This is a genomic window from Rhizobium sp. BR 315 (genome assembly GCF_050577975.1).
In the GTDB taxonomy this organism is placed as follows: domain Bacteria; phylum Pseudomonadota; class Alphaproteobacteria; order Rhizobiales; family Rhizobiaceae; genus Rhizobium; species Rhizobium miluonense.
On sequence record NZ_JARWKZ010000001.1, the window covers coordinates 422856 to 447528 of the forward strand.

At 59.2% G+C, this 24673-nt stretch carries 29 protein-coding genes; 20 read left to right on the forward strand and 9 right to left on the reverse strand.

What is annotated here, in order from left to right; genetic code table 11:
* Positions 1–6: 6 nt before the first annotated feature.
* The 3 genes from QD409_RS02000 to QD409_RS02010 are packed head-to-tail and all read right to left on the reverse strand — an operon-like array spanning position 7 to position 2341.
* Positions 7–732, reverse strand: coding sequence for an ABC transporter permease (locus QD409_RS02000; RefSeq protein ID WP_430761767.1), 726 nt, complete (start codon positions 730–732; stop codon positions 7–9).
* Positions 733–744: 12 nt separating this feature from the next.
* Entirely contained in the window at positions 745–1518 is a 774-nt protein-coding gene (locus tag QD409_RS02005) for a transporter substrate-binding domain-containing protein (RefSeq protein ID WP_430761768.1), read from the reverse strand.
* Between the two features lie 43 nt (positions 1519–1561).
* Positions 1562–2341 carry an ABC transporter ATP-binding protein gene (locus QD409_RS02010; protein WP_430761769.1) on the reverse strand — a complete coding sequence of 260 codons (780 nt, stop codon included), beginning with the start codon at positions 2339–2341 and terminating at the stop codon, positions 1562–1564.
* Positions 2342–2513: 172 nt separating this feature from the next.
* Between QD409_RS02010 and QD409_RS02015 the strand changes: the two genes are divergently transcribed.
* The 8 genes from QD409_RS02015 to QD409_RS02050 all read left to right on the forward strand — a co-directional run bounded on the left by QD409_RS02015 (position 2514) and on the right by QD409_RS02050 (position 9296).
* The gene (locus QD409_RS02015; RefSeq protein WP_092843951.1) at positions 2514–2996 is read left to right on the forward strand and encodes an Lrp/AsnC family transcriptional regulator; all 483 of its coding nucleotides are present in this window, start codon (positions 2514–2516) and stop codon (positions 2994–2996) included.
* Between the two features lie 295 nt (positions 2997–3291).
* Positions 3292–3732 carry an acetyl-CoA carboxylase biotin carboxyl carrier protein gene (locus QD409_RS02020; protein WP_430761770.1) on the forward strand — a complete coding sequence of 147 codons (441 nt, stop codon included), beginning with the start codon at positions 3292–3294 and terminating at the stop codon, positions 3730–3732.
* Complete coding sequence (locus QD409_RS02025; RefSeq protein WP_430761771.1) at positions 3732–5123, forward strand: acetyl-CoA carboxylase biotin carboxylase subunit; 1392 nt, start codon at positions 3732–3734, stop codon at positions 5121–5123. Before QD409_RS02020 ends, QD409_RS02025 begins: the two co-directional genes overlap by 1 nt.
* Positions 5120–5548 carry an acetyl-CoA carboxylase gene (locus tag QD409_RS02030; RefSeq protein WP_430761772.1) on the forward strand — a complete coding sequence of 143 codons (429 nt, stop codon included), beginning with the start codon at positions 5120–5122 and terminating at the stop codon, positions 5546–5548. Before QD409_RS02025 ends, QD409_RS02030 begins: the two co-directional genes overlap by 4 nt.
* Positions 5545–6252 (forward strand): 5-oxoprolinase subunit PxpB, encoded by a 708-nt coding sequence (gene pxpB, locus QD409_RS02035; RefSeq protein ID WP_430761773.1) that lies wholly within the window; start codon positions 5545–5547, stop codon positions 6250–6252. The genes QD409_RS02030 and pxpB overlap by 4 nt, the downstream gene beginning before the upstream one ends.
* The gene (locus tag QD409_RS02040) at positions 6249–7244 is read left to right on the forward strand and encodes a biotin-dependent carboxyltransferase family protein (protein WP_430761774.1); all 996 of its coding nucleotides are present in this window, start codon (positions 6249–6251) and stop codon (positions 7242–7244) included. Before pxpB ends, QD409_RS02040 begins: the two co-directional genes overlap by 4 nt.
* A 31-nt stretch (positions 7245–7275) precedes the next feature.
* Complete coding sequence (locus tag QD409_RS02045; protein ID WP_430761775.1) at positions 7276–8043, forward strand: 5-oxoprolinase subunit PxpA; 768 nt, start codon at positions 7276–7278, stop codon at positions 8041–8043.
* 47 nt (positions 8044–8090) lie between these two features.
* The gene (locus QD409_RS02050; protein ID WP_430761776.1) at positions 8091–9296 is read left to right on the forward strand and encodes a pyridoxal phosphate-dependent aminotransferase; all 1206 of its coding nucleotides are present in this window, start codon (positions 8091–8093) and stop codon (positions 9294–9296) included.
* 62 nt (positions 9297–9358) lie between these two features.
* On the opposite strand, the gene nac is transcribed toward QD409_RS02050, so the two are convergent.
* A complete protein-coding gene (gene nac, locus QD409_RS02055) occupies positions 9359–10264 on the reverse strand; it encodes a nitrogen assimilation transcriptional regulator NAC (RefSeq protein WP_430761777.1) in 906 nt (301 codons plus the stop codon).
* Between the two features lie 243 nt (positions 10265–10507).
* Between nac and QD409_RS02060 the strand changes: the two genes are divergently transcribed.
* The 6 genes from QD409_RS02060 (at position 10508) to QD409_RS02085 (ending at position 15150) form a co-directional block, all read left to right on the forward strand.
* A complete protein-coding gene (locus tag QD409_RS02060) occupies positions 10508–11287 on the forward strand; it encodes an SDR family oxidoreductase (protein ID WP_430761778.1) in 780 nt (259 codons plus the stop codon).
* Positions 11284–11991 (forward strand): amino acid ABC transporter permease, encoded by a 708-nt coding sequence (locus QD409_RS02065; protein ID WP_430761779.1) that lies wholly within the window; start codon positions 11284–11286, stop codon positions 11989–11991. Before QD409_RS02060 ends, QD409_RS02065 begins: the two co-directional genes overlap by 4 nt.
* Positions 11988–12746 (forward strand): amino acid ABC transporter permease, encoded by a 759-nt coding sequence (locus QD409_RS02070; protein WP_430761780.1) that lies wholly within the window; start codon positions 11988–11990, stop codon positions 12744–12746. Before QD409_RS02065 ends, QD409_RS02070 begins: the two co-directional genes overlap by 4 nt.
* Positions 12743–13510 (forward strand): amino acid ABC transporter ATP-binding protein, encoded by a 768-nt coding sequence (locus tag QD409_RS02075; protein WP_092843940.1) that lies wholly within the window; start codon positions 12743–12745, stop codon positions 13508–13510. The genes QD409_RS02070 and QD409_RS02075 overlap by 4 nt, the downstream gene beginning before the upstream one ends.
* Positions 13511–13541: 31 nt before the next feature.
* Positions 13542–14378, forward strand: coding sequence for an ABC transporter substrate-binding protein (locus tag QD409_RS02080; protein WP_430761781.1), 837 nt, complete (start codon positions 13542–13544; stop codon positions 14376–14378).
* Positions 14379–14475: 97 nt separating this feature from the next.
* Positions 14476–15150: a 4-carboxy-4-hydroxy-2-oxoadipate aldolase/oxaloacetate decarboxylase gene (locus tag QD409_RS02085; RefSeq protein WP_430761782.1), complete on the forward strand. Its 675-nt coding sequence runs from the start codon at positions 14476–14478 to the stop codon at positions 15148–15150.
* A gap of 77 nt (positions 15151–15227) precedes the next feature.
* Here QD409_RS02085 and QD409_RS02090 read toward each other — a convergent pair whose 3' ends face one another.
* Complete coding sequence (locus tag QD409_RS02090; protein WP_430761783.1) at positions 15228–16118, reverse strand: SMP-30/gluconolactonase/LRE family protein; 891 nt, start codon at positions 16116–16118, stop codon at positions 15228–15230.
* Between the two features lie 90 nt (positions 16119–16208).
* Between QD409_RS02090 and QD409_RS02095 the strand changes: the two genes are divergently transcribed.
* Positions 16209–16628 (forward strand): GlcG/HbpS family heme-binding protein, encoded by a 420-nt coding sequence (locus tag QD409_RS02095; RefSeq protein ID WP_430761784.1) that lies wholly within the window; start codon positions 16209–16211, stop codon positions 16626–16628.
* 64 nt (positions 16629–16692) lie between these two features.
* Here the strand turns inward: QD409_RS02095 and QD409_RS02100 are convergent, their stop codons facing one another.
* Together QD409_RS02100 and QD409_RS02105 are read right to left on the reverse strand one after the other, a co-directional pair.
* Positions 16693–17724, reverse strand: a complete 1032-nt coding sequence (locus QD409_RS02100; protein WP_430761785.1) for an L-idonate 5-dehydrogenase — start codon at positions 17722–17724, stop codon at positions 16693–16695.
* 10 nt (positions 17725–17734) lie between these two features.
* Positions 17735–18682: a 2-hydroxyacid dehydrogenase gene (locus tag QD409_RS02105; protein WP_430761786.1), complete on the reverse strand. Its 948-nt coding sequence runs from the start codon at positions 18680–18682 to the stop codon at positions 17735–17737.
* Between the two features lie 86 nt (positions 18683–18768).
* Here QD409_RS02105 and QD409_RS02110 point away from each other — a divergent pair, with 86 nt between their 5' ends.
* The 5 genes from QD409_RS02110 (at position 18769) to QD409_RS02130 (ending at position 22410) form a co-directional block, all read left to right on the forward strand.
* Positions 18769–19527 carry an SDR family oxidoreductase gene (locus QD409_RS02110; protein WP_430761787.1) on the forward strand — a complete coding sequence of 253 codons (759 nt, stop codon included), beginning with the start codon at positions 18769–18771 and terminating at the stop codon, positions 19525–19527.
* Positions 19496–20038: a gluconokinase gene (locus QD409_RS02115; protein WP_430761788.1), complete on the forward strand. Its 543-nt coding sequence runs from the start codon at positions 19496–19498 to the stop codon at positions 20036–20038. Before QD409_RS02110 ends, QD409_RS02115 begins: the two co-directional genes overlap by 32 nt.
* Positions 20035–20922, forward strand: coding sequence for an NAD(P)-dependent oxidoreductase (locus QD409_RS02120; protein ID WP_430761789.1), 888 nt, complete (start codon positions 20035–20037; stop codon positions 20920–20922). Before QD409_RS02115 ends, QD409_RS02120 begins: the two co-directional genes overlap by 4 nt.
* Positions 20919–21251 (forward strand): hypothetical protein, encoded by a 333-nt coding sequence (locus QD409_RS02125; protein WP_430761790.1) that lies wholly within the window; start codon positions 20919–20921, stop codon positions 21249–21251. Before QD409_RS02120 ends, QD409_RS02125 begins: the two co-directional genes overlap by 4 nt.
* A 133-nt stretch (positions 21252–21384) precedes the next feature.
* Positions 21385–22410: a LacI family DNA-binding transcriptional regulator gene (locus QD409_RS02130; RefSeq protein WP_430761791.1), complete on the forward strand. Its 1026-nt coding sequence runs from the start codon at positions 21385–21387 to the stop codon at positions 22408–22410.
* 51 nt (positions 22411–22461) lie between these two features.
* Here QD409_RS02130 and QD409_RS02135 read toward each other — a convergent pair whose 3' ends face one another.
* On the reverse strand, positions 22462–23556 hold the full coding sequence (locus tag QD409_RS02135; protein WP_430761792.1) for an ABC transporter substrate-binding protein: 1095 nt from the start codon (positions 23554–23556) through the stop codon (positions 22462–22464).
* 39 nt (positions 23557–23595) lie between these two features.
* On the reverse strand, positions 23596–24666 hold the full coding sequence (locus QD409_RS02140) for an ABC transporter permease (RefSeq protein WP_430761793.1): 1071 nt from the start codon (positions 24664–24666) through the stop codon (positions 23596–23598).
* Between the last annotated feature and the right edge of the window lie 7 nt (positions 24667–24673).

A 24673-nucleotide genomic window follows, 5' to 3' on the forward strand; every position in this document is an offset into this window, starting at 1 on the left:
CACTCCTCACGCAGGCTTCGGTTGGCCGCGCCGTACCCGACGCTCGACCAGATTAAACATGGCATTAGAGACGAGTGTGAGAGCGAGATAGATGAGGGCGGATGCCAGGAAAAAGATGAAGTAGTGCTTGGTGCTCGCGCCGGCGAGACGCGTGGCGAGAGCCAGTTCCTGATAGCCGACGACGGCGACGAGAGCGCTGTCCTTGGTGACCGACATCCATAGATTGGCGAGGCCCGGTAGGGCGTTTGGCAACAGGGCGGGAAGGATGATGCGGCGGAAACGCAGACGCGGCCCCATGCCGAAAGCCTTTGCCGCCTCGATCTGGCCAATCGGGATCGCAAGGATCGCCCCGCGCAGCACTTCCGTCATATAAGCGCCCTGAACGAAACCGAGCACGGCGACTGCGACCGCAAAGCCGTTCAATTCGAACGCCGGCAGATTGAGCGCGGCAAGGAGCCGATTGAGGCCATCCGTCCCCGCATAATAGAGCCCGACGATCAAGATCAACTCAGGGATGGCGCGGATCGCGGTGGTGTAGAGTTCGAGCAGAAGGCGGAGCGGCCTAATGCCGGAAAGCTTGCCCAGTGCACCGCCCGTACCAAGCAGAAGACCTATCAGAAAAGCGCCGGCGGAGATGGCGACCGTGGAGGCGGCTCCGGTCAAGAGCACTCCACCCCATCCCGGCGGATAGGGGGAGAGCAGGTCCAGAATGCCTTGTTGGGAGATCGCCATCGTCGCGATTTCTTACTTGGCGCCGTAGATATCGAAATTGAAATACTTCTTGCTGATTTCGTCGTATTTGCCGCTGGCGCGCACCGCGGTGATCGCTGCGTTGAGCTTTGCCTTGAGCTCGGTGTCTTCCTTGCGAAGGCCGCCGGAAACGCCCGCTCCGAGGATTTCCTTGTCGTCGGCCACGTCGCCCATCTTAGCGCAGCAATCCTTGCCGCCATCGCTTTTCAGGAAGGCATCGAGAGCAAGTGAATCACCAAAGACATAGTCGATGCGACCAGCGGCAAGATCCTGAAACGCCTCGTCGAGCGTCTGGTAGGTCTTCTCTTCCGCGACCTTGGCAAAGTACTTCTTGTAGTATTCCGACTGAATGGTCGATACTTGGATGCCGATGGTTTTGCCCTTGACATCGTCTGCGGTCGCGCCGGGCTTCTGGTCCTTCGGGCCGATCAGCGTGCTGGGCGTATTGTAATATTTGTCGGTGAAATCGATGACTTTCGAGCGCTCGGCGGTATTCGACATCGATGACCAGATCACATCGAACTTCTTGCTCTGAAGTGCCGGGATGAGGCCATCCCAGGAGAGTTCAACGATCGAGCACTTTTCCTTCATCTGCTCGCAAACGGCATTCATCATATCGATTTCCCAACCTTGCCACTTGCCGGAAGCGTCCTTGGCGAAGAATGGCGGATAGGATTCGTTCATGATGCCGAAACGAACTTCTGCCTGTGCCGTCATGGAAGAGAGCGTGAAGGCAAGCCCGGCAAGCAAAGTGGAAATTAGTCTCATATAAGGGTTCTCCTGGGGTTGTTGTCTGTGAATGGAGGGAGGATCAGGCCGACAGCATGCCGGTGAATTCACGGCAGCGAGTGCTGAGCGGAGCGTCAAAGACCTGCGCGGGCGGCCCTTCCTCCTCGATGCGTCCCTGATGCAAGAAGAGAACATGGTTCGAGACATCGCGGGCAAAGCGCATCTCATGCGTGACCAGCAGCATGGTTCGGCCTTCCTCGGCGAGGTCGCGGATGACCTTGAGCACTTCACCGACCAGTTCAGGGTCGAGCGCCGATGTCGGCTCGTCGAAAAGCATCACGGCCGGATCGATGCAAAGCGCGCGAGCAATCGCTGCTCTCTGCTGCTGACCTCCGGAAAGAAAGGCCGGATAGGCATCGCGCTTGTCGTAGAGACCGACCTTGCCAAGAAGAGCCTGTGCCTTCTCGATTGCCTCGCGACGGGGGACGCCCAAGACATGCACCGGCGCCTCGATGATGTTTTCAAGAACGGTCATGTGCGCCCAGAGATTGAAGCTCTGGAACACCATTCCCAGCCCGCTGCGCATCCGCTCGATCTGCCGCCAACTCTTCGGCTGCATCTGTCCCTGGCATCCCCGCCTCAGGGCGACCTCCTCACCGTTGACAACGATCCGTCCTCGATCGGGCATCTCAAGCAGGTTTATGCAACGCAGAAACGTGCTCTTTCCGGACCCGGACGAGCCGATGATCGAAATCACGTCCCCTTGATTGGCCGTGGTTGAAACGCCCTTGAGAACCTGTTGTGACCCAAAGCTCTTGTGAAGATCTTCCACACAGAGCGCCTGGGAGGACAGCTCTGTCATACCCAATTCCACTAGAAAACAATTTGCGGAGAATATCGCGAAGAAGAGCGGAATTTGCGCGCAATTTCAGATTATTTTGCATAAAAAACGCAAAAATGTATTCCATTTGCATCTTTTATGATAGAATAGAGATGTCGTCACGTAATTTCGCCAGCCGGTCAGAGGAATGGGGATGGAAAATCTGGATCGTTTTGATCGCGATATTCTCGATATCGTCCAGCGAAATTGTCAGCTCACTGCCGAGGCGATAGCCGAGGAGGTCGGCCTTTCGACATCCGCTGTGCAACGGCGCCTGAAGCGGCTGCGCGAAGACGGTATCATCAGGGCGGAAATCGCGGTCGTGGACCGCAAGGCGACCGGCACCCCGATGGTGTTCATCGTCGGCATGGAGATCGAGCGGGACAACTACGATGCTCTTGCCAAGTTTCGCCTTTGGGCAGAAAAGCAGGATCATATCCAGCAAGTCTACTATGTCACAGGTGCCGTCGACCTTGTCGCGATCGTCACCGCTCGGGATGTCGAGCACTATGACGACATTGCCGCCGTGATCATGGCGGAGAATCCTCAGATCCGGCGCATGCATACGAACGTCGTATTGCGAGACGTGAAGCTCGGTCTGTTCGTTCCGCTTGCAGATGGCGGCAACGCAGGCTGATCGAGGCCTGCCGCTTCGAGCTGCTCACCGGAACCGGGGGGACGGAAGAGCCTATGACATCAAACTTCAATTCGCTGCGCCCCTGAAAGGTGGCCCAGCAATTGAAGAGCCCGATTCTGGTCGGCAGAAATCGACCAAGACCCTTTTGGGCTCAGCTATCCCATCGGCTGCTGACCTGCGTCATCAAAAGTTCTTCTGACCCCATCGCGAGAGTCATCGTGTACGGAGAAAGTCAGCCAAACGCAGTCGTCATGAATTGGATTGCGCGAGGTACTCCGAAATACCGAGTGCTCGCATGGACCTGTCGAAGATAAAAACGCTGATCGATTTTGTTGGACGATCGAACGTTACCGAACTTACGGTAACGGAAAAAGACGTTACAGTTCGAATTTTCTGTACGCCGGGTAAGGCTGCTCCGATCGCTTCGGCGAAAGCGCTCGAGAGGTCGCCAGCTAGTCCTGCCAAATGCAGTCGCGACGCCTCGGCAGATACCCAGGCTTCGATCATCACCGTAAAGGCGCCGATCTTCGGCGTCCTGCATCGCGCACCGGCGCCGGGGCAGGCACCTTTCGTTAAGATCGGCGATGTGGTGGAGGAAGGGCAGACCCTTTTCATCATCGAAGCGATGAAGGTCTTCAACAAGGTCGCCGCGCCGCAGGCCGGTCGCATTATGCGCCTTACCGACGTGGATGGCGGCGAAGTCGAGACGGGCGACATGCTCGCGGAGATCGCGTGATGGTGGAACCTCTCGACAAGGCAGACCTGGCGGCACGGCGTTTCGATACGGTTCTGATTGCCAATCGGGGCGAGATTGCTGCACGAATTCAGCGTGCCTGCCGCGAACTTGGCCTGAAGACGGTCGCGATCTGCTCCGAAGCGGACAAGCAGGCGCCCTATGGCAAGACAGCCGACAGCTTTCTATGCATCGGACCCTCGAATGCAGCCAGCAGTTATCTCAATCAGGATGCGATCTTGCTTGCTGCACATTTGACTGGAGCTGGTGCGGTCCATCCCGGCTACGGGTTTCTGTCGGAGAACGCCGCTTTCTCTGAAGCCGTCGAGAAGGCTGGCCTTGTTTTCATTGGTCCTGAAGCTTCCTCGATTGCGACCATGGGCGACAAGATAGCGGCAAAACGGGCGATGATCCTTGCCGGTGTACCTTGTGTGCCCGGCCCAGACACGTCGCTTCCGGATGATCCGGCTTCCGTCGAACGCATTGCGCAGGAGATCGGCTATCCCGTGATCATAAAGGCCGCAGGCGGCGGAGGCGGAAGAGGGATGCGAGTGGTTCCCGAGGCAGGCCAACTGCACGAGGCCATCGCTTTGACGCGTGAGGAGGCCCGTCAGGCTTTCGGTTCTCCAGCGCTCTACATGGAGAAGTTCCTCCAACATCCACGCCATATTGAGATTCAGGTGCTCTGCGATATCCACGGCAACGCCATCTGGCTTGGGCATCGCGATTGTTCCATGCAGCGCCGGCATCAGAAGGTCGTCGAGGAGGCGCCGGCACCTGGGATTCCCTCAGAAACGATCAAACCCGTCAGTATGGCCTGCGTCGAAGCTTGCAGGCAAATCGGCTATCGTGGTGTCGGGACTTTCGAGTTCCTTTACGAGAATGGCGCGTTCTATTTCATCGAAATGAACACACGCCTGCAGGTCGAGCATCCCGTGACCGAGATGACCAGCGGCATCGATATTGTTCAGGCACAGATACAGGTCGCTCAAGGACTTACCCTGGAAACGGCGCAGGGCGATGTGACCTGTACCGGCCACTCGTTCGAATGCCGTATCAATGCCGAGGATCCCGAAAGCTTCCTGCCTTCGGCAGGCACGATCTCCGATCTTGCCCTGCCGGAAGGGCCGGGCATCCGCGTCGATACCCATATCCATGCCGGCTATCGGGTTTCGCCCTATTATGACTCGCTGATCGCCAAGCTCATCGTCCACGCGCCCAATCGTGCGGAAGCGATGGCAGAAATGCGCGACGCGCTTGCCGCCACCCGAATAGAAGGGATTTCCACCAACCTGCCATTGCTGCGCGCATTGTTCGACGACGAAGGCTTCGTCCGCGGTGGGACGGACATCCACTATCTGGAGCAGTGGCTCAAGCATCGGAGGGCGGCATGAGCGCGATCGACTTCACCGATCTAACGACCATCGCATTCCTGGCCGATGCATTGACAGCAGCAGGCGTGGACGGTCTGGAAATCTCGAGACCCGACGGCAATCTGCGCATCGTGGTTTCGAAGGAGGCGGGCGCCCAAATCAGTCTCACGGGAAACGCGCAGCCGGGCTTAGCCGTGACGCCGGCGACAACGGTCAAAGCGCCGATGGCAGGTCATTTCTATCCGTTGCACACTTCGGGTTCCGATGAAGTCGAGCGCCTGCCTCGCACTGTTACCGGCGAGGACGTGATCGGCTTCATCCGCATCGATTCCGTTCTGCTTCCCATCCTTGCCGGCCGGTCCGGCTTGCTGACCAAGCTATTGGTGGAGCCCGATGCGCTCACCGGATTTGGTGATCCCCTGTTCGAAATCGAGCCGATATCATGATTGCAACATCGAACACTCTCGCGTCGTCGCGCGAAATCGTTCCCGCTGCAAAGGGCCGGGCACGAGTTTCCTGCATCGGAGCTAGATCCTTCCTGCTCGAAGCGCCGGGTGAATTCGATCTCCCTGCGCAGCGATGGATTTGGGCCCTGGCGCAAAGGGTAAAGGGTTGGGCTGATATCGCGGAAGTGATCCCCGGCATGACCAATCTCCTGGCGATCTTCAAGGAGACGCCAGATGATCCTGAAATCGTTGCGGGCCGGCTCCTCGAAGCATGGAACAATGCTGAAAGCCTCGACCTGGCGGGGAAGATCATCGAAATCCCCGTTCACTACGGCGGCGCTTATGCAATCGATCTTCCTGCTATCTGCGACTTTTGCGGATTGAGCGACCGCGAGGTGGTGCGCATTCACCACGAGGCAAGTTATCGCGTCTTTGCATTGGGAAGTGCCCCCGGTTTCGGCTACCTGCACGGGCTCGATCCGCGCATCTACATGCCTCGCAAGACCGTTCCTTCATTGCGGATGGAGAAGGGCAGCGTGACGATCGGCGGAATGCAGACAGGCGTTGCGATGCTGACGGGTCCGAACGGGTGGAATTCCCTCGGCCATGCGGAACTGCAGATGTTCGATCCGACCTCTGCGACGCCGGCCCTGATGGCACCCGGCGATACCGTGCGCTTTCTGCCGGCAAGGATCGAGCTATGATCGAGATCGTCGAAACAGGCCCATTCAACACCGTCCAGGATCTCGGCCGTCCCGGCTATCGCGATATCGGCGTCTCAGCCAGTGGCGCGATGGATCCCCTTGCGGTGAAGATCGGCAATATCCTCGTCGGCAATGACGACGACGCGGCCGCAATAGAGGTTCAGACCTTTCCGTTCAAACTGCGGTTCGAGACCGGTGGCGTCTTTGGCGTCACGGGTACGGACGGCCATCCGATGCTCGGCGGTCGGGAACTGCTTCCATGGTGTATCCATGTCGCCGAGCCGGGTCAGATCCTGGAGCTCCGACAGCCGCCGAGATTGGCCCGCGCCTATATCGTGTTTCGTGGAGGGCTGGATGTCCCGATCCTCATGGGCTCGCGTAGCACTTCCCTGCGTGGCGGCTTTGGCGGAAATGCCGGTCGGCCGCTCATCAAGGGCGATAGAATTGAATTCGGCACGCCTTCTGATGTGCTCCCCCCGCCGGCAAGCGGCATTGCGGTCATCGAGCCGGCTGTAGCTCTGCGTGATGCCTTCCCGGGTCCCATCGACGGCGCGCTGCCGATCCGCGCGATAGCCGCTGGCGAACATGAGCTGTTCGCCGCCGATGGCGAGGCTTTCTGGAGCCAGACCTGGAGGATATCGTCGAGCAGCGACCGCACCGGTTATCGTCTGTCCGGCGAACCGATCAAACCGACAGCGACGGTCGAGATGCGCTCCCATGGCGTGGTGCCCGGCGTGATCCAGGTCCCGCCCAGCGGCGAGCCGATCATTCAAATGAGCGATGCCAACACTGCGGGCGGTTATCCCAAGATCGCCGGTGTCATCGAATGCGATCTGTGGCGGCTCGGCCAGGCTCGGATCGGGAGCCGGTTGCGATTTGTGCGCTCCACGCACGCCGAGGCCCGCGCGATTGAACAGGCTGTTGCCCGCTATGTTGAGGATGTCAGGAAGACCTCGCAAATGGTCAAGCGCGCTTTGAAAGCGATGACCTAGCGGCAAGTGAATAGGTGAAGAGGAGGATGCGGTGAAGATCGATCTGAATTCCGACATGGGCGAAGGTTTCGGTCCTTATCGGCTGTGCGATGACGAAGCGATGATGAAGATCGTTTCGTCGGCCAACATCGCCTGCGGTTTTCATGGCGGTGATCCGGACACGATGGCGCGCATGGTGCGTCTCGCGAAGGAATACGGCGTGGGGATCGGCGCACATCCGGGCCTGCCGGATCGCTCCGGGTTCGGCCGGCGCGAGATGCCGTTCCAGCCGGATGAACTTCGACAGCAGATGCTTTACCAGCTCGGCGCATTGATCGCGATCGCCAAAAGCGAAGGCATGACTGTTGGACATTTCAGCTTTCATGCGGCCATGGGCAACATGGTCGATCGTGATGCCGTGCTCGCCGATCTGATGATGGATGCGATTTCCACTGTGGATCCGCGTCTCGCGATATTCGTGACAGCCGGCAGCGAAATCGAAAAGGCGGCAAAGCGCGCGAAACTTAAGACGCTGGCGCTATTTCTGGCCGACCGCGCCTATGATGCCGGCGGCAAGCTCGTCGCCCGCGGCGTGCCGGGCGCGCTGGTCAAGGACGAGGCTGCGGTCCGGGCGCGGGTACGTCGTTTCCTGACAGACGGTACCGTCGAGGCCATCGATGGCACCACGCTTGAAATGCCTGCCAGGTCGATCCTAGTGCACAGTGATACACCCGGTTCGCTGGAGCTTGCCCGGATCATCCGCAGCGAAATCGAGGCTTCCGGCGCCACGCTTGCGGCTGCAGCCGAGCTTGCATCCTGATTGTCCCGGGCAACCAAATTTTCCATTTCCACCGAAAGATGACGCCAATGCCTTCCATAGCCAATCGCCTCAAGAATGTTTCCATATCCGCTTCCGCCGCCATGACGCAGCGCGCCAGGGAACTGGCCGCCAAGGGCATCAAGGTCGTCAGCCTTTCGTCCGGGGAGCCGGACTTCCCGACGCCCGGTCATGCGATCGAGGCAGCTCATGCTGCAGCGCTCGCCGGCGATACCAAATATCCGCCGATGGACGGCACGCCGGCGCTGAAGGCTGCGATCAGCAGAAAGTTCAAGCGCGACAACAACCTCGATTACGATGCAAGCCAGATCGTCGTTTCAGGCGGCGGCAAGCAGGTGATCTTCAATGCGATGCTTGCCACCTGCAATCCCGGTGACGAGGTCGTCATTCCCACGCCGTCGTGGGTCAGCTACGCCGACATCGTCAAATTTGCCGGCGGCGTCCCAGTCGCCGTCTCTTGCTTCGAGCAGGCTGGATTCAAGCTGCGTCCCGAGGACCTTGAAGCCGCGATTACGCCGCGTACCAAGTGGCTTATCCTGAACTTCCCGAGCAATCCGACGGGTGCAGCCTGCTCGCGCGCGGAAATGGCCGCGATCGCTGAAGTCATGTTGCGCCATCCGCATGTCTGGATCCTGACCGACGATATCTATGAGCACCTGGTCTATGACGGGTTCGAATTCTGCACGATCGCCGATGCCGAACCCAGGCTTTATGATCGCGTCCTGACGATGAACGGCGTCTCCAAGGCCTATGCCATGACGGGCTGGCGCTTGGGATATTGCGCCAGCGGATCGAAGGAATTGATCGCCGCTATCAGCAACGTTAACGGTCAGAACAGCGGCGGCATCACGACGGTGACGCAGGCGGCGGCGATTGCTGCGCTGGATGGTCCGCAGGATCTTCTGAAGGAGCGGGCGGCGATCTACAGGGAAAGGCGTGATTTCGTTCTCGAGCAGTTGTCGAAGATTGAAGGATTGCGCTGCCACAAGCCCGAGGGCGCCTTCTACATCTATCCCAATATGTCCGGCCTGATCGGTAAGACCACCAAGGGTGGATGCAAGATCGAGACGGACGTCGATTTCGTCATGGCGCTCGTGGATGAGCACCACGTTGCTACGGTACAGGGTGCCGCCTATGGGATGAGCCCCTATTTCCGCATCTCCTATGCAACAAGCATGGAAATGCTTGGCGAGGGCTGCGCCCGTATCGCCCAGTTCTGCCACGATATGCGTTGACAGATGACCGCGCCCGCCGGCCCGATTTGCGGACCGGCGGGCGTCGAGAACACTCCAGAACCCTAGAATTTCAGCTGCTCGGTCAGTTCGACGAGGATGTCCTTGACGGCAAATGCCGGCTCCGACAGTGAATTCTGATCGGACGTGCAAAGCGAAAGCGTTTCCTCGATCCGCGGCGAGACGAGCCGGCAGACGAGAGGGTCGCTCGATTCCGATACGATGCGATCGGCGATCGCCTTTGGCATGATGGTGGCACCAAGTCCGGCGCCGACTGCGCGCGCCAGGGTTCGCACGATTTCGACTTCGGCCACGACCTTGAGATTGATCCGGCTGCGCGTGAAGGCGGCATCGACGGCCCGGCGTACGAAATTGTAAGCCGGAGGCAACAACATAGGCATGCCATCCAGCGCGCTGACCGGCAGGGGCTTCGGGTCCGAATCGATTGCCAAATTGCGATGGGCAACGAAGTAGAATTCCTCTCTGAGGATCGGTTCGAACCTTACGCCCTTGATCGGTCCGATACCGTGGATCAGCGCCATTTCCAGCCGGCCGTTCATGATCATCTGGCTATAGGTCTGACCGACGCTCTCAGTCAGATGAAGGAGAATCCCTGGGTGCCTCTTCCTTGTCTCCGCCAGGAGATCGACGGAAAGCGTGGCGGCGCTGCTGAAAGGCACAAGGCCGACTGAAACGCGCCCCGCAAGCGAATTGCCGGCCGCCGCAGCATCTGCCTGTGCCTGTTCCATCTGACGGAGAATGATCTGCGCGTGCCGGTAGACCGCGTGTCCGGCATCGGTCATGCTGACGCCCTGCTGGCTTCGGATCAGGAGCTTCTGACCGAAATGCTCCTCGAGCGCCGCCAATTGCTGGCTCAGTGCCGGCTGGGCCAGGTGCAGGATATCGGCAGCCCGCGTAATGCTGCCGCTATCGACGATGGCGATGAAGGATTTGAAGCGTCTGATATCCATGGCATTCGGCGCTGTTCTGTCTTTGCGGCGCATGTTTGCAGACGCGCATCCGTTTTGCAACGAGGGCCGATGTCGGAAAGCCATGCGGACTTTTGCAAAAAAGGTGCAATCGCCCGCAGTAAAAGCCCGCGCGCTCGTGGCCGACCAGCCTCCATAAAACTTGCTTATTACTCCAAAAGTAATCGGTCTTAGGCAAGCAGTTGAAGCTCCGCTAATGTCCACACCAACAAAAAGGGGATCAGAATGCCATTCTCCGACTACAAGACCGCGCTGGTCACCGGCGCTTCATCCGGTATCGGTGCTGCGGTAGTGGAGCGGCTTTGCCGCGAGGACATCGAAGTGCATGCGATCGCCCGCAGCGCTGGTGCCTTGCAGGAATTGGCCGAGCGTACAGGATGCATCGCGCACGTTGTCGACGTGACGGATCGTGCAGCCATCGCCGATCTCGCAAGCCGCGTTCAGTTCGACATTCTTGTGAACAATGCCGGCGTCGACCGGCCGAAGAAATTCCTCCAGGCGGACGAAGAGGACATCGATCTCCTCATCGACGTCAATCTCCGCGCCGTTCTGCACATCTGCCGTCTGATCGTGCCCGGAATGGTGGCCCGCGACCGCGGACATGTCATCAACATCTCCTCGATTGCCGGTAACTACAATTTCGGCGGCAACTCTACCTATCATGCCGTCAAGGCCGGCGTTGCGATGCTGTCGAACCAGCTGCGCATCGACGCATTCGGCAAGCGCGTCCGCGTAACCGAAATCTGCCCTGGCCGCGTCGCCACCGATATTTTCAACCACGTCCATGGCAGTGACCCCAGTGTGCGCGAACGCTTCATCGATGGATTTGAGCTGCCACAGGCCACCGATATCGCCGATGCGATCGCCTTTGCGATTTCAGCGCCAGTCGCGGTCAATATCGGCCACATGGAGATCACCCCGACATTGCAGGTGATGGGCGGCCTGCAGACGGCGAAACCTGAGACGCCTGCCGCCACATATGATGCGGAAGGTGCGAAGCGGTGAGCGGGTTCGATCTTTCCGCCATCCTGACCAATCCGGACTATCGGGCGATGCTCCTGCAGGGCATCGAGATGACTTTTGTCATCTATCTCGGCTCCTGGCTGCTTGCCATGACGCTCGCCATCTTGCTTTTTGCACTTCGGATGTCGCCACTTCGTGTTGGCGACCCCATCGTAAAAGCTTACGTCTCCTATCACCGCAATGTTCCGACGCTTGTGCAGCTCATGCTATGGTATTTCGGGATCTATTCGTTGATGCCGCAAGGCATCACCGACTGGCTCGCCAACCATAATGCCGAAGCCATATTCGCGGTCATCGGACTTGGATTGTGCCAGGCAGCCTATTTCAGCGAGGACTTGCGGTCCGGCTTGCGCTCCGTCAGTCCCGGCCAGATGGAGGCTGCCAAAGCGCTCGGGCATGGCTATCTCTCGGCAATGCGTTTCGTGATCATGCCGCAGGGCCTGCGTAATGCGCTGCCGCCGCTGATCAATCACAGTGTGTCTCTTTTCAAAAACAGCAGTCTCGCCATTGTCGTCGGTGCGTCTGAGCTTACGCATGCGATAAAGGAAATCGACAACGTCAGTTTCCGCACTTTTGAAATCTATCTGATCGGCACCGTGATTTATCTGTTCTTCTCGCTCATCATCATGGCTTTGGGTGCGTATCTCTCCGTGCGCTCGGATCCGGTGCGGAGGGCGCGCGAGTGATCCAAGACATCATCAAAATCATCCATGATTATTGGCTTCTGTTGCTCATCGGCCAGTATCCCAACGGCCCTCTGGGTGGCCTTGCCAATACGCTTATCCTTTCTGTACTCGCGATCTTGCTCGCATTCCCTGTCAGTATCCTGCTCGCCATGGCGCGCCTTTCCAAATGGGCGGTTCTGAGATGGCCGGTAACCGGCCTGGTCTACCTCACACGCGGCGTTCCGCTTCTGATGTTGATCCTTTGGTCCTACTTTCTCGTTCCGCTTTGGACCGGCGCTGATGTGCCGAGCTTCCTGATCATGCTGGTAACGCTCGTGATTTATGAAGGGGCGTTTCTCAGCGAGGTCGTACGGGCGGGCATCGTTTCACTCGGTCAAGGGCAAATGGACGCCGCCCGGGCTCTCGGCCACAGTTACATCGGAGCGATGCGCTTCGTGATCTTGCCGCAGGCGCTCTACAATATGATCCCCAGCATGATCTCGACTTTCGTCTCGACGATCAAGGACACAACGCTCGGTTACGTCATCAATGTGCCGGATCTGACCTTTGCGGCAAGCCAGGTGAACAACCAACTTCTCTCGCAGCCTTTCCAGGTCTTCTTCATCCTCGCCGTGGTCTACTATCTCCTTTGCTGGAGCCTGACCTACATCGCCAACAGCGTTGAAAAGCGAATTGCTCGCCGACGTGCAGGGCCAAGCAAAGCTCGCCTTCGCACGGATGTCGTTCCCCTCAAAACTTTTACGGAGCAGCTATGAGCATCCCAGTTTTCGGGCAGCAGGACGCTCAGGAGATACGTCTTCTAGACGTCTGCAAGAGTTACGGTCATTACCCGGTGTTGAACAACATCAATGCCGATGTCAGCCGCGGCGAGGTGGTCGTTATTTGCGGGCCGTCCGGTTCCGGCAAGTCAACCCTGATCCGCACGGTCAACCGGCTGGAGGAGATCAATAGCGGTTCGATAAGCTTCGAAGGAAAGAATATTCATGCCCCGATGGGCGCTGCCGAGCTCAATCGGCTGCGCAGCCGGATCGGGTTCGTTTTTCAGAATTTCAACCTGTTTCCCCATTTGTCGGTTGTCGACAACGTTTCCATGTCGCCGATCCGGGTCAAGGGCGTATCAGCAAAGGTGGCGCGCGAGAAAGCCATTGCACTGCTTCATCGCGTTGGTCTTGCCGACAAGGCGAATTCCTATCCCGGTCAGCTTTCCGGTGGTCAGCAGCAACGCGTGGCAATCGCCCGTGCGCTCGCCATGGAGCCGCCCGTCATGCTCTTCGACGAACCGACGAGCGCACTTGACCCCGAAATGGTGGGCGAAGTGCTCAGCGTCATGAAAAGCCTGGCAGCCGAAGGAATGACCATGCTCTGTGTCACGCATGAAATGGGCTTTGCCCGCGATGTCGCCGACCGGATTTGGTTCATCGACGCCGGCGAGATTCTGGAGACTGCTCCCCCGGAGGAGTTCTTCAAAAATCCACGTCATCCCAGAGCGCAGCGCTTTCTTTCCGATCTGCGCCACTAAGCATTTTAAATCAATACCAAGGAGAACAGCTATGAACTGGAAATGCTTCACCGTGACATTGGCGCTTTCCGGCGTCGCCATTGCCCTGCCGGCCAAGGCAGATCAGCTCGATACGATCATGTCGGCAAAGACACTCCGCTGCGCGACCTATGCCGACGTGCCGCCGTTCTCCTCACCTGATCCGAAGACCCGCGAAATGGTTGGGTTTGACGTCGATCTATGCAAGGCGATTGCAAACGAACTTGGCGTGAAAGCCGAGATCAAGCCGATCTCGGTCGAAGCGCGCGTTCCCGAGGTCAAGCTTGGCCGCGTCGACATCACTGTCGCCAACCTTGCTTACACGCTGAGCCGCGCTGAGCAGATCCAGTTCAGCGATCCCTATTATGTTGCCAAGGAAATGCTCATTGTTCCCGCCGATGACACCGGTAAGAAGAAGGCCGATTTCGAAGGCAAACGTCTTGCCTCGACCAAGGGCTCGACCTCAGAGCTGGCGATCAAGCTCAACAAATCCGATCCGCTGACCTTCCAGGATACCGGGTCCGCTTATCTTGCCGTTCAACAGGGAAAGGCGCGCGGCCTGGTGGCCAATACGATGACGACGACGCTGCTTGTCAACGAGTCGAAGACGAAGGGCAAGCAAATGCGCATGATCGATGAGCCCATGCTTTTGGAGCCCGTCGGTATCGGCATGCAAAAGGACCAGCCTGCGCTGACCGCAAAGATCAACGCAGTCCTGCACAAGCTCGACGACGCAGGCGAGATCAACAAGATCTGGGAAAAATGGCTCGGTCCGAACACCGAATACAAAATGACGCGTAACGAAAAGGTCGTACCGATCTCGGAATTGAAATTCGACCCAATTCCCTAACGCCGCATTCCAGCGCCAGATCAATTATCCATCCGAACAACGTTGTTGATTTCCGGCGGCGGTATGCGCGCCGCCGGCCTAACCATGAGAAGTTTCCATGACCCACATCAAAGATATCACCGAGCGACCGAGCAAAGCAGACATCGATGCGCTCTCCAAATTCTCTCCTGCAACGATCCATGAGGCCCAGGGTCGCCGCGGCGCACTTTCCTCGCGCCTGAAGCCCGTGGACTATCGCATGAAGCTTTGCGGGCCGGCGTTCACGGTGAAGTGCGCGCCGCGCGACAACATCATGCTGCAGCTTGCGATAAACTACGCCAAGCCGGGCGACATCATCGTCGTGTCCGCCGGCGAATACGAGGAAGCGGGCTCATTCGGCGATGTTCTGGGCAATGCGTGCCTTGCCAAGGGCATCGGCGGATTGGTGACCGATACTGGCGTCCGCGACACGCTTCAGTTGAGAGAGCTCGGGTTTCCAGTCTTCTCGCTCAGCGTCTGCATTAAAGGCACGGTCAAGGAGACGATCGCGGCGGTCAACGATCAGATCATCGTCGGCGGAGAGATCATCAATCCAGGCGATATCGTCGTCGGAGACGCGGATGGTCTCGTTGTCGTTCGCAGGGAGGAAGCGCAAGAGGTAGCTCGGCTTTCGCAGGCCCGTGAAGATGCCGAAGCAGGTTATATCGAAGCCTATAAGCAAGGTAAGACGGTGATAGAAGTTAGCAAACTTGAACCCGTATTGAAGGCCAAAGGTCTAATCGTGGCCGGCTGACGACTTTTCAGGTCATCGCTTTCAAGTTGTATCGCGATTGCTTCGGCCATATTCGCGGCCTGGTGGCGAGCCCTTTGTCAGAGTGCGCCGCTCCGGTTCAGTGAGATCGCGTAGACGCTCGTGGTCGCCGTCATGAAGAGCCTGTGCTTGCCACGACCGCCGAAGCAGAGGTTGGAGACGGTTTCGGGCACGAGGATTTTGCCCATGAGATGGCCGTCGGGCGCGATGCAATGAACGCCATCGGCTGCAGACGACCAGAGATTGCCGTCGCTGTCGAGCCGCATGCCATCGGCGCAACCAGGCGAGATCACATGGAATACCTCACCGCCGGATAGGCGCCAGTTTTCGCCGACATTGAAAACGCGGATGTGCTGCGGATCGCTGGCGTGCATGCGGCCGGTGTCGGCGACATAGAGCTTCTTCTCGTCCGGGCTGAATGCGAGCCCGTTTGGGCAATTGAAATCAGTCAGGACGGCGGAGATCCTGCCTGAAGTGTCGACACGGTAGACATTGCACGGCAGCTCCTGCTCGCCTCTGTGACCTTCATAGTCCGTCGCGATGCCATAATGAGGGTCGCTGAACCAGATGGCACCGTCGGAAGCAACGATGACGTCGTTGGGCGAATTCAGACGCTTGCCCTGAAAGCTGTCTGCGATGACCGTGATCGATCCGTCGAATTCGGTGCGCGTCACACGCCTGCCGCCATGCTCGCAGCTGACAAGGCGGCCCTGCCGGTCGCGGGTATGGCCATTGGAAAAATTGGAAGGCTCGCGGAAGATGCTGGTGCCGATACCGGGTATCCAGCGCATGATGCGATTGTTGGGGATGTCGGAGAAGAGCAGACAATTCAGATCCCCGAACCAGACCGGCCCCTCCACCCAATCGAAGCCAGTGGCAATCTGTTTGACGGGAGCGTTGCCGAGGACGAACTTCCCGAAAGCGGGATCCATGATCTCGAAGAACGACATTGTGACAACACCTCCCATAAGGTTACATCGTCCGATAGACGTGTTATCGATAACATATTCGGATGAGTCCGCAAGCGGGGAGGATAGTGTATGAACCATATTCTGACATCAAGTGTCCTGAGCGACGAAGGCGTGATGACGTTGCTGACCGCTGCTATCTCCGCGGCATCGGAAATGCGGCAACCGCAATGCATTGTCATCGTGGATCAGAGCGGGGTAACGCTTGGTTCCTTCCGCATGCGAGGTTCGCGTTTCCAGTCGCTGAAGAGCGCGCTTGCCAAGGCGCAAACGGCTGCTTCCATCGGCGCGCCGAGCCATTCCTTGCCTGAGCATGCCAGGCTGCTCTTGGCAGCAGCAACGAAAGGGGATGCGACAGGGTTGCGTGGCGGCCTGCCGATCCGTGTTTCAGGCGTGCTTGTTGGCGGTATCGGTGTGGGATCGGGTTCCGGCGAACAGGACGAACAGGTGGCACGCGCTGCCCTTAAGGCGATTGGCGCGGATCTCGACTAGATATTATCTCGTGTGAAATCCGCCTGTCTTGCGACGGGCGGATTTCACACATGCTCGCGCGGGATCAGGCGAAGACAATTTGCGCCTTCATGGCCTTGCTTCGATCCGAGGCGATTTCGAAGGCGCTGATGGCATCGGCAAGCGGCACGGTATGCGTTATAAGCGGCCGCACATCGATGAGGCGCTTGCGCATCAGGTCGACACCGACGGCAAATTCCTCGTGGAAGCGGAACGAGCCGCGCAGTTCCAGTTCCTTGGCGGTGATCGCCATCATCGGCAGGCTCATGTCGCCGCCGAGGCCGAGCTGTACGATGATGCCGCGCGGGCGAAGTGCGGCAATGCCGCCGACCAGCGCTGCGGCTGCGCCGGAGCATTCATAGAGCACGTCGAAAGTACCCTTATCTGCGGAATAGGCGGCAAGGGCTTCGGGCTCATTCTTGGTGTTGATGATCCTGTCGGCGCCCGCCGTCTTGGCAAGCAACAGTGTGAAATCGGAAAGATCGGTGGCCACGATCTCGGCGGCACCCGCCCGGCGTGCCGCCAGGATCGACAGGACACCGATCGGGCCGCAGCCGGTTACGAGAACGCGCTTGCCGAGCATCTCGCCCGCGCGTCTGGTTGCATGCAGGGTAACCGCCAGGGGTTCTGCCATCGCTGCTTCGCCCGGGGTCAGGCCGTCGGCGGGCACGCATTGGATGGCGTCGGCGACGAGCGTCTCGCGAAATGCACCCTGAATATGCGGGAAGGGCATGGCGCTGCCATAGAAGCGCATGTTGAGGCATTGATTGGGCAATCCCTGCAGGCAGTAGCGGCAGGTCCGACAGGGGCGGGAAGGGGAAACGGCAACGAGCTGCCCGACCTCGAGGCTTTCCACGCCGGGGCCGAGGGCGATGACGGTCGCGCTGACCTCATGCCCAAGGATCATCGGCTCCTTCAGGCGCACCGTGCCGAAGCCGCCGTGATTGTAGTAATGCAGATCGCTGCCGCAGACTCCGCCGGTCGCGAGCTTCAGCTTCACTTCTCCCGCACCCGGTTCTTCCTCCGGACGATCCTCGATCCGCACATCCTTGGCGGCGTGAGCGACGATGGCTTTCATGTCTTCCTCCTCAAAGAACGGGTGTCGGCAGAGCCTGGCCGGCGAAATGGGCAGTGAGATTGTCGCGCACGAGCTGACCCATGGCCTTGCGCGTCTCGATCGTGCCCGAGGCATGGTGGGGCTGCAGGAGCACATTGTCGAGCGCCAGGAAGCGCGGATTAAGCTTCGGTTCGCCTTCGAAGACGTCAAGCGCCGCCGATCCGAGCTTGCCTGTCTCCAGCGCCTCCAGCAATGCTTCTTCATCGATGTTGGAAGCGCGGGATATGTTGATCAGCATGCCTTCCGGCCCGAGCGCCTCGATCACCTCATGACCGACAATATGCCGGGTTGCGGCCGAAGCGGCGAGCGTCACGAACAGGAAATCCGATTGTTTAGCCAGCTCGACCGGATCAGCCACGAACGTCATGTCGGATGCGTAAGGCTTTGCCTCGACATCGGAATAGGCAATCTGCATGTCGAAGCCCTTCAGGCGTTTGGCGACTTCGAAGCCGATGCGGCCGAGACCGAGTACGCCGGCGCGCCGCCCCCAGACACGACGCTTGAGGGGGTAAAGACCCTTTTGCGCCCAGCTGCCGTCACGCACCCAGGTTTCCGCGCCAATCATGCCGCGCGACAGGCAGAGCATCATGGCAATCCCCAGGTCCGCGACATCATTGGTCAGGACGTCGGGGGTATTGGTGACACGGATGCCGCGTTCTCGGCAGGCTTGCAGGTCGACAGCGTCGAAGCCGACACCATAGACCGAAATGACTTCCAGTTTGGGGCAGGCTTCGATCATGGCCCGGTTGGCGCCGAGCTCGCCCCGCGTTGCAATGGCCCTGATCGACGATCCGACCTCGGCAAGCAGTTTTGCCTTGTCGGCAGCCTCGAAATAGCGATGAACCTGAAACGCCGCGTCGAGCGGTTCCTGATCCCATTGCGGGTAAGGTCCAATCTGCAGGATCGGTGGCTTGTTCATCTTTTACGTCCTCTCTTGACATCAAATGTTATCGATAACATAAACAAGGGAGGCAATCATTGTCGAGATAAAAAACGGAGGAAACGATGTCTCTTGGTCTTTTCGATCTGAAAGGGCGGCGCGCCCTGGTGACGGGTTCTTCCCAGGGCATCGGGCTTGCGCTTGCCAGGGGACTGGCGGCTGCGGGCGCGGAATTGATACTCAACGGCCGCGATGAGGCAAAGCTTGCCAGGGCGGCTGAAGGCCTTGAAGGCAGAGCATATGTCCTGCCATTCGACGCCACCGATCATGACGCCGCGCAGCGCGCCGTCGATGCTTTCGAGGCTGAAACGGGCGCGATCGATATTCTCGTCAACAACGCCGGCATGCAATTTCGCGCGCCGCTCGAGGACTTCCCCGCCGATGCCTTCGAACGGCTGCTACGGACGAACATTTCGAGCGTCTTCAATGTCGGCCAGGCCGTCGCGCGCCACATGATCAAGCGCGGGGCAGGCAAGATCATCAACATTGCAAGCGTGCAGACGGCGTTGGCTAGGCCTTCGATCGCGCCCTATACGGCAACCAAGGGCGCTGTCGGCAATCTCACCAAGGGCATGGCGACGGATTGGGCCAAATACGGGCTGCAATGCAACGCCATTGCGCCCGGCTATTTCGATACACCATTGAATGCAGCGCTCGTTGCCGATGCCGATTTCTCGGCATGGCTCGAGAAGCGTACGCCAGCCGGCCGCTGGGGGCAGGTCGAAGAACTGGTCGGCGCCTGCATCTTCCTCGCCTCCGATGCCTCCTCCTTTGTCAACGGTCATGTGCTCTATGTCGACGGCGGCATCACAGCCTCCCTCTGATGGCGCCGAGCCGCGTCGCTTCGTCGTCATGGGTGTCAGCGGCTGCGGTAAATCATCGGTTGGCACGGCGCTCGCGGCACGTCTTGGCGGCACCTATGTCGACGGAGATGATCTTCATCCTGCGGCCAATGTCGCCAAGATGAGCGCCGGCATTCCGCTGATCGATACCGATCGGTGGCCCTGGCTCGACAAGATCGGTCAATGCCTGGCTTTGGCGGATGATACGATGCTGATTGGATGTTCGGCGTTGAAGCGCAGCTATCGCGACCGGATCCGCGAGGTCGTCGGCGCGCCGGTTTCCTTCATTCATCTCGCCGGCGCGAGGGAAACTATCCTGAGACGTTTGCAGACGAGGCTGGATCATTTCATGCCGCCCGCATTGCTCGACAGTCAATTTGCAGCGCTTGAGCCGCCCGGCACTGACGAACAGGCAATCATCGTCGATATTGATCGGTCGCTGGATGCGGTCGTTGCGGCCATCATCGAAAGTTTGGAGGAGACGCAATCATGAGCAATAAGGTGGCGCTGATCGGCGCCGGTGCAATGGGTGGAGCGATCGGCACCCGGCTGGTCGAGACCGGCAATCAGCTGACGGTTTTCGACCTCGACAAGGACAAACTGGCCGCACTCACCGCAAAAGGTGCCACGGCAGCTGTCAGTGCGGCCGCCGCGGCCGCCGTTTCCGATGTCGTCATCTTGAGTCTCAATTCGCCTCGGATTGTCCATGCCGCGATATTCGGACCAGAAGGCGTTGCCGCGGGCGCAAGGTCGGGTACGCTGATCATCGACATGTCGTCGATCGATCCTGACGCGACCAAGGCGCTTGCCGCGGAAGCGGCTGAGAAAGGACTGCGCTGGGTGGACAGCCCGCTTTCCGGCGGCGCGCCGAAGGCCCTGATCGGGCAATTGACCCTGATGGCCGGCGGCAGCGAACAGGATGTCTTGGACGCACATCAGGTCCTGCGCCATGTGGCATCGAACTACACGCATATGGGCCCTGTCGGTGCGGGCCAGACCACGAAGCTCATCAATCAGGTTCTCTGCGCATTGAACTTTCTCGCGGTCGCCGAAGCAACGCAACTGGCGCTCGATGCCGGCGTTGACGCCGCCAAAATCCCGCAGGCGCTGAAGGGTGGGAGGGCCGATAGCGCCATTCTGCAGGAATATATGCCGCGCTACGTGACCAAGGATTATCGCCGGACCGGCCGGATCGACAACATGGTCAAGGATCTGAACGGGGCTCAGGATCTCGCCCGCCGTACCAATACCGCAATGCCGTTGACAGCGGTCTGCACCGAGATCCACCGCATGCTGACGGCCTCCGGGCTCGGCGGTGAAGATCAGGCGGCATTGATGGAATTCTTCAAAGGGCCGAACAAGGAGATCGCCGGATGATTACCCGATACGCATTATTCGAAGGCAAGGTCAGGGAAGGGCAGGCAGAGGCGTTTCGAACAGCGGTCATGGAAACCATTCTGCCGAAATGGAAGCAGTTTCCCGGCGCTCTCGACGTACGGGTTACCTTTGCCGAAGCCCGCGACGAAGGCGCGCCTGAATTCCCGATGATCTTGGCGGTCAATTATCCGGACATGGCCGCCGTGGAAAAAGCCCTTGCAAGCCCGGTGCGGACGGAGGCACGGGCTGCGACGGAAGCGGTGCTGTCGCACTTTTTCGAGGGGCGCATCCACCATCATGTGACGCTCGCACATGAGTTCCAGCTATAGGACGTTTCGCACGATGTTTTCCGGCACGGAGCCGTAAAGGCTCCGTGCTCGTTTAACGCGACAGCCGGCAGTGCCTCTTGCCATTCAGGGGAGAGGCATATTACTCTGATGGTAACGATAACATAGGCCATTAATGAGTAACGATCGAAAAAAGCCTATTATGGCAGATATAGCCCGCGTCATGGGGGTTTCTCCAATGACGGTGTCGCGCGCGTTCAAGGCCGACACTCTGGTCAGCCCGGAGACCCGCGAAGCTATCCTCAGAACTGCGGAAGAGCTTGGCTATGTGTTCGACAGCACGGCTTCCAACCTGCGTTCGCAAAAGTCCGGCTTTGTCGCAGTCACCATCCCTTCCATCAACAATGCGAACTTCGCCGATACGGTCGGTGGCCTCTCAGATACCTTGTCCAAACGGGACATGCAGATCCTGCTTGGCTATACCAACTACAATGTCGAAGAAGAGGAGCGGTTGATCGAGCAATTGCTTCGCCGGAAGCCCCAGGCGATCGTCGTGACTGGCGGTGTGCACACGGAGCGCGCACGCCGGCTTTTGCAGACCGTGGCCATTCCCGTCATAGAGACCTGGGACATCCCGGCCGATCCGATCGGCCATTATGTCGGCTTTTCCAACAGGGCCGTCATGCGGGATATGGTCGATCATTTCGTCGCGCTCGGCTGTCGGCGCATCGCCTTCATCGGCGGCGATGTCGAGCGGGATTCGCGCGGTAGCGAGCGCAGACTAGGCTTTGTCGCGGCAATGCAAGCGCATGGCCTCGATGCATCCAGGCTGATCGCGGCGGGATCGCCGCCGATTTCGATGCGGGAAGGCGCCGATGCCATGGCGAAGCTGATCGAACTCTATCCGGATACGGAGGCCGTCGTCTGCGTCTCGGATCTTGCTGCCTACGGTGCACTGACGGAATGTCGTCGGCTCGGAATTTCCGTGCCTGAGCGCTTTTCCATTGGCGGCTTTGGCAATTATGAAATCGGCGAGGTCTGCGTGCCGACTCTAACGACGATCAACGCTTTCGCGCGGGAAATCGGCGAGCGGACCGCGCAATTGATCCTCGATATTCTGGACGATACGCAGGCTGTTGCCGACGTTAAGATTTCACCGCAGCTGATCGCGCGCGAAAGCAGCCGGCGGCTCTCAATATAAGCTCAGCGAAATGGCGCGGCCTGCAAGCCGCGCCACTTCCCATTACCGGGATTACTTGCCCCAGATCTTCTTATACTGATCTCTGTAGCCGTTATCCGGATCGAAAGTGTTTTTCGGGCCGCCGTCGGACTGGATGTTGTCGGACGTTACAACATGCAGCGGCGACAGATAGCCGGACCATTTCTCGCCGGCGAAAGCACGATTGAGTTCGTCGACCAGCTGCCAGCCCTGGAGATTGAGCGGCTCGGCAACCGTCACCTTCTGATATTGGCCAGCGCGAATGCGTTCATAGGCCGACTGTGAACCGTCGCCGGCGGCAACATTGATCGGCGCATCGGTGCCGCCCTTGCCGGCGGAGGCAAGCGAAGGCCCCATGAAGTCGAAATAGAGGTCGTTGATCGCAAGCGAATGCGTCCAGCTGTCACCATATTTCTGCAGGAGCGAGGTGGTTAGCTGCGGCATGCGCTGTGATGTCTCGGCGATCGGAGTATCGACATATTCGAGCACCTTGCCGCCAAGCCGTTCGATCTCCTGCTTCATCTTGTCGGCCTTGGCGATGGCGATCGCATAGGTAGAGTCGGTGAAGATGATGACGCCCGGCTTGCCCTTGGCATCGACGAATGCCCAGTCGGCAGCCGCTTTCGAGACTTCCATGGCGTCGGTGCTGACATTGGCGAAAAGGCCATTCTTGTCATCGGGACCGATGACCGGGCCGGCATGCCAGGCGACCAATGGGATCTTGGCGGCTTTTGCCTGCTCCAGCGCAGGCCCCTGCTCGACGGCATCGAAGCCGTCGATGATGATGCCGGCTGGCTGCAGCGCCATGGCCTGGCCGAAAGCGGCCGTGCGTCCGCCGATGGAACCCGCACCATCGAGAACCTTCACCTGCCAGCCGATCGCCTTTGCCGCTTCCTCGACACCGTTGCTGACGCCGAGAATGCCGCCATTCTTGAGGTCGGCCGCCAGGACGACGATGGTCTTGCCGGCCTGCGCTTTCGGGCCGGTCGTCGGGCCGTCCCATTTGGTGACCGGCGTCGCATATTTGTCGGCGACGGCCTTTGCATCCGCCATCGGATCGGCATAGGCCTGGCTGGCACACAGCACCAGCACCGTGGTCGTGGCTTGCAGGAATTGTCTACGGTTCATGTCTTCTCCTCCCTTTGAACGCTTGAACTCAGATGATTTTCATTTTTCCGCCGGCTTGGCGGCGAGCTGCGATGCTTGCGCAGGAGCCATGCGCCCGGCGTGGCTGCGGCGGCGCTGCGCATAGCCGGCAATGCCGATGGCGACCAGCAACGTGACGCCGTTGAACAGAGGCTCGACATAGAAGGAGCCGCCGAACTGCTGGATGCCGGCAATGCCGACGGCGAGGATGATGACGCCGATCATCGTGCCCCAGACGTTGACGCGGCCCGGCTTGATGGTGGTCGATCCGAGGAACGCGCCGACCAGAGCGGGCAGAAGATATTCAAGCCCGACGCTTGCCTGGCCGATGCGCAGCTTGGAGGCAAGCAGGACGCCGGCGATGGCGGCAAGAGTGCCCGAGGTGACGAAGGCGCCGATGACGAAGCGGCGGACGGGGATGCCGTTCAGGGCCGCAGCCTTCGGGTTGGCGCCGATCGCATAGATGTAACGGCCGATCGGCAGATATTCGAGGACAATCCACATGACGAAGGCAAGTGCCAGAACATAGATGCCGGTGATCGGTAGGCCGAAGACCATGGTGCCATTCAGCGCGTAAAATCCTTGCGGCAGCATGCCGACCACCTGACGGCCACCCGTATGCCAGAGTGCGATCGCATAAAGGACCGTGCCGGTGCCAAGTGTTGCGATGAAGCTGTCGATCTTGGCGATCTCCACCAGAAGGCCGTTCAGGAAGCCGGTCAGCGCGCCTAGGGCGATCACGATCAGCACGGCGATAGGCCAGGGCAGCCCGAACATCGTCTGCAGGCTGATCGCAAGCACATGCCAGAGCACGATGCCATAGCCGATCGTCAGATCGATGCGGCCGGCTGCCATCGGGATCATCGCCGCCAGCGACAGGATGGCGATGATCGTCTTGTCCGAAATGATCGAACGCAGGTTGAGCATTGTCGGGAACGTCTGCGGCAGCAGAATGGAAAACAGCTGGATCAGGAAAACGGTCAGGATGACGAGGCCATAGACCGGCAGCAGGCGCTGGATCTTCTGGCCGAAGCTCATGGTCGCAAGCTCGGCGCGGGTCGGCTCGAGTGCGTTGGATTCGATCGATTGCATGATATTC

What these genes read in the sequence shown, in the direction of transcription:
- QD409_RS02000 (WP_430761767.1), bottom strand. Translation starts at nt 732, where the DNA reads ATGGCGATCTCCCAACAAGGCATTCTGGACCTGCTCTCCCCCTATCCG.
- QD409_RS02005 (WP_430761768.1), bottom strand. Translation starts at nt 1,518, where the DNA reads ATGAGACTAATTTCCACTTTGCTTGCCGGGCTTGCCTTCACGCTCTCT.
- QD409_RS02010 (WP_430761769.1), bottom strand. Translation starts at nt 2,341, where the DNA reads ATGACAGAGCTGTCCTCCCAGGCGCTCTGTGTGGAAGATCTTCACAAG.
- QD409_RS02015 (WP_092843951.1), top strand. Translation starts at nt 2,514, where the DNA reads ATGGAAAATCTGGATCGTTTTGATCGCGATATTCTCGATATCGTCCAG.
- QD409_RS02020 (WP_430761770.1), top strand. Translation starts at nt 3,292, where the DNA reads ATGGACCTGTCGAAGATAAAAACGCTGATCGATTTTGTTGGACGATCG.
- QD409_RS02025 (WP_430761771.1), top strand. Translation starts at nt 3,732, where the DNA reads ATGGTGGAACCTCTCGACAAGGCAGACCTGGCGGCACGGCGTTTCGAT.
- QD409_RS02030 (WP_430761772.1), top strand. Translation starts at nt 5,120, where the DNA reads ATGAGCGCGATCGACTTCACCGATCTAACGACCATCGCATTCCTGGCC.
- pxpB (WP_430761773.1), top strand. Translation starts at nt 5,545, where the DNA reads ATGATTGCAACATCGAACACTCTCGCGTCGTCGCGCGAAATCGTTCCC.
- QD409_RS02040 (WP_430761774.1), top strand. Translation starts at nt 6,249, where the DNA reads ATGATCGAGATCGTCGAAACAGGCCCATTCAACACCGTCCAGGATCTC.
- QD409_RS02050 (WP_430761776.1), top strand. Translation starts at nt 8,091, where the DNA reads ATGCCTTCCATAGCCAATCGCCTCAAGAATGTTTCCATATCCGCTTCC.
- nac (WP_430761777.1), bottom strand. Translation starts at nt 10,264, where the DNA reads ATGGATATCAGACGCTTCAAATCCTTCATCGCCATCGTCGATAGCGGC.
- QD409_RS02060 (WP_430761778.1), top strand. Translation starts at nt 10,508, where the DNA reads ATGCCATTCTCCGACTACAAGACCGCGCTGGTCACCGGCGCTTCATCC.
- QD409_RS02075 (WP_092843940.1), top strand. Translation starts at nt 12,743, where the DNA reads ATGAGCATCCCAGTTTTCGGGCAGCAGGACGCTCAGGAGATACGTCTT.
- QD409_RS02080 (WP_430761781.1), top strand. Translation starts at nt 13,542, where the DNA reads ATGAACTGGAAATGCTTCACCGTGACATTGGCGCTTTCCGGCGTCGCC.
- QD409_RS02085 (WP_430761782.1), top strand. Translation starts at nt 14,476, where the DNA reads ATGACCCACATCAAAGATATCACCGAGCGACCGAGCAAAGCAGACATC.
- QD409_RS02090 (WP_430761783.1), bottom strand. Translation starts at nt 16,118, where the DNA reads ATGTCGTTCTTCGAGATCATGGATCCCGCTTTCGGGAAGTTCGTCCTC.
- QD409_RS02095 (WP_430761784.1), top strand. Translation starts at nt 16,209, where the DNA reads ATGAACCATATTCTGACATCAAGTGTCCTGAGCGACGAAGGCGTGATG.
- QD409_RS02100 (WP_430761785.1), bottom strand. Translation starts at nt 17,724, where the DNA reads ATGAAAGCCATCGTCGCTCACGCCGCCAAGGATGTGCGGATCGAGGAT.
- QD409_RS02105 (WP_430761786.1), bottom strand. Translation starts at nt 18,682, where the DNA reads ATGAACAAGCCACCGATCCTGCAGATTGGACCTTACCCGCAATGGGAT.
- QD409_RS02110 (WP_430761787.1), top strand. Translation starts at nt 18,769, where the DNA reads ATGTCTCTTGGTCTTTTCGATCTGAAAGGGCGGCGCGCCCTGGTGACG.
- QD409_RS02115 (WP_430761788.1), top strand. Translation starts at nt 19,496, where the DNA reads ATGTCGACGGCGGCATCACAGCCTCCCTCTGATGGCGCCGAGCCGCGT.
- QD409_RS02120 (WP_430761789.1), top strand. Translation starts at nt 20,035, where the DNA reads ATGAGCAATAAGGTGGCGCTGATCGGCGCCGGTGCAATGGGTGGAGCG.
- QD409_RS02125 (WP_430761790.1), top strand. Translation starts at nt 20,919, where the DNA reads ATGATTACCCGATACGCATTATTCGAAGGCAAGGTCAGGGAAGGGCAG.
- QD409_RS02130 (WP_430761791.1), top strand. Translation starts at nt 21,385, where the DNA reads ATGAGTAACGATCGAAAAAAGCCTATTATGGCAGATATAGCCCGCGTC.
- QD409_RS02135 (WP_430761792.1), bottom strand. Translation starts at nt 23,556, where the DNA reads ATGAACCGTAGACAATTCCTGCAAGCCACGACCACGGTGCTGGTGCTG.
- QD409_RS02140 (WP_430761793.1), bottom strand. Translation starts at nt 24,666, where the DNA reads ATGCAATCGATCGAATCCAACGCACTCGAGCCGACCCGCGCCGAGCTT.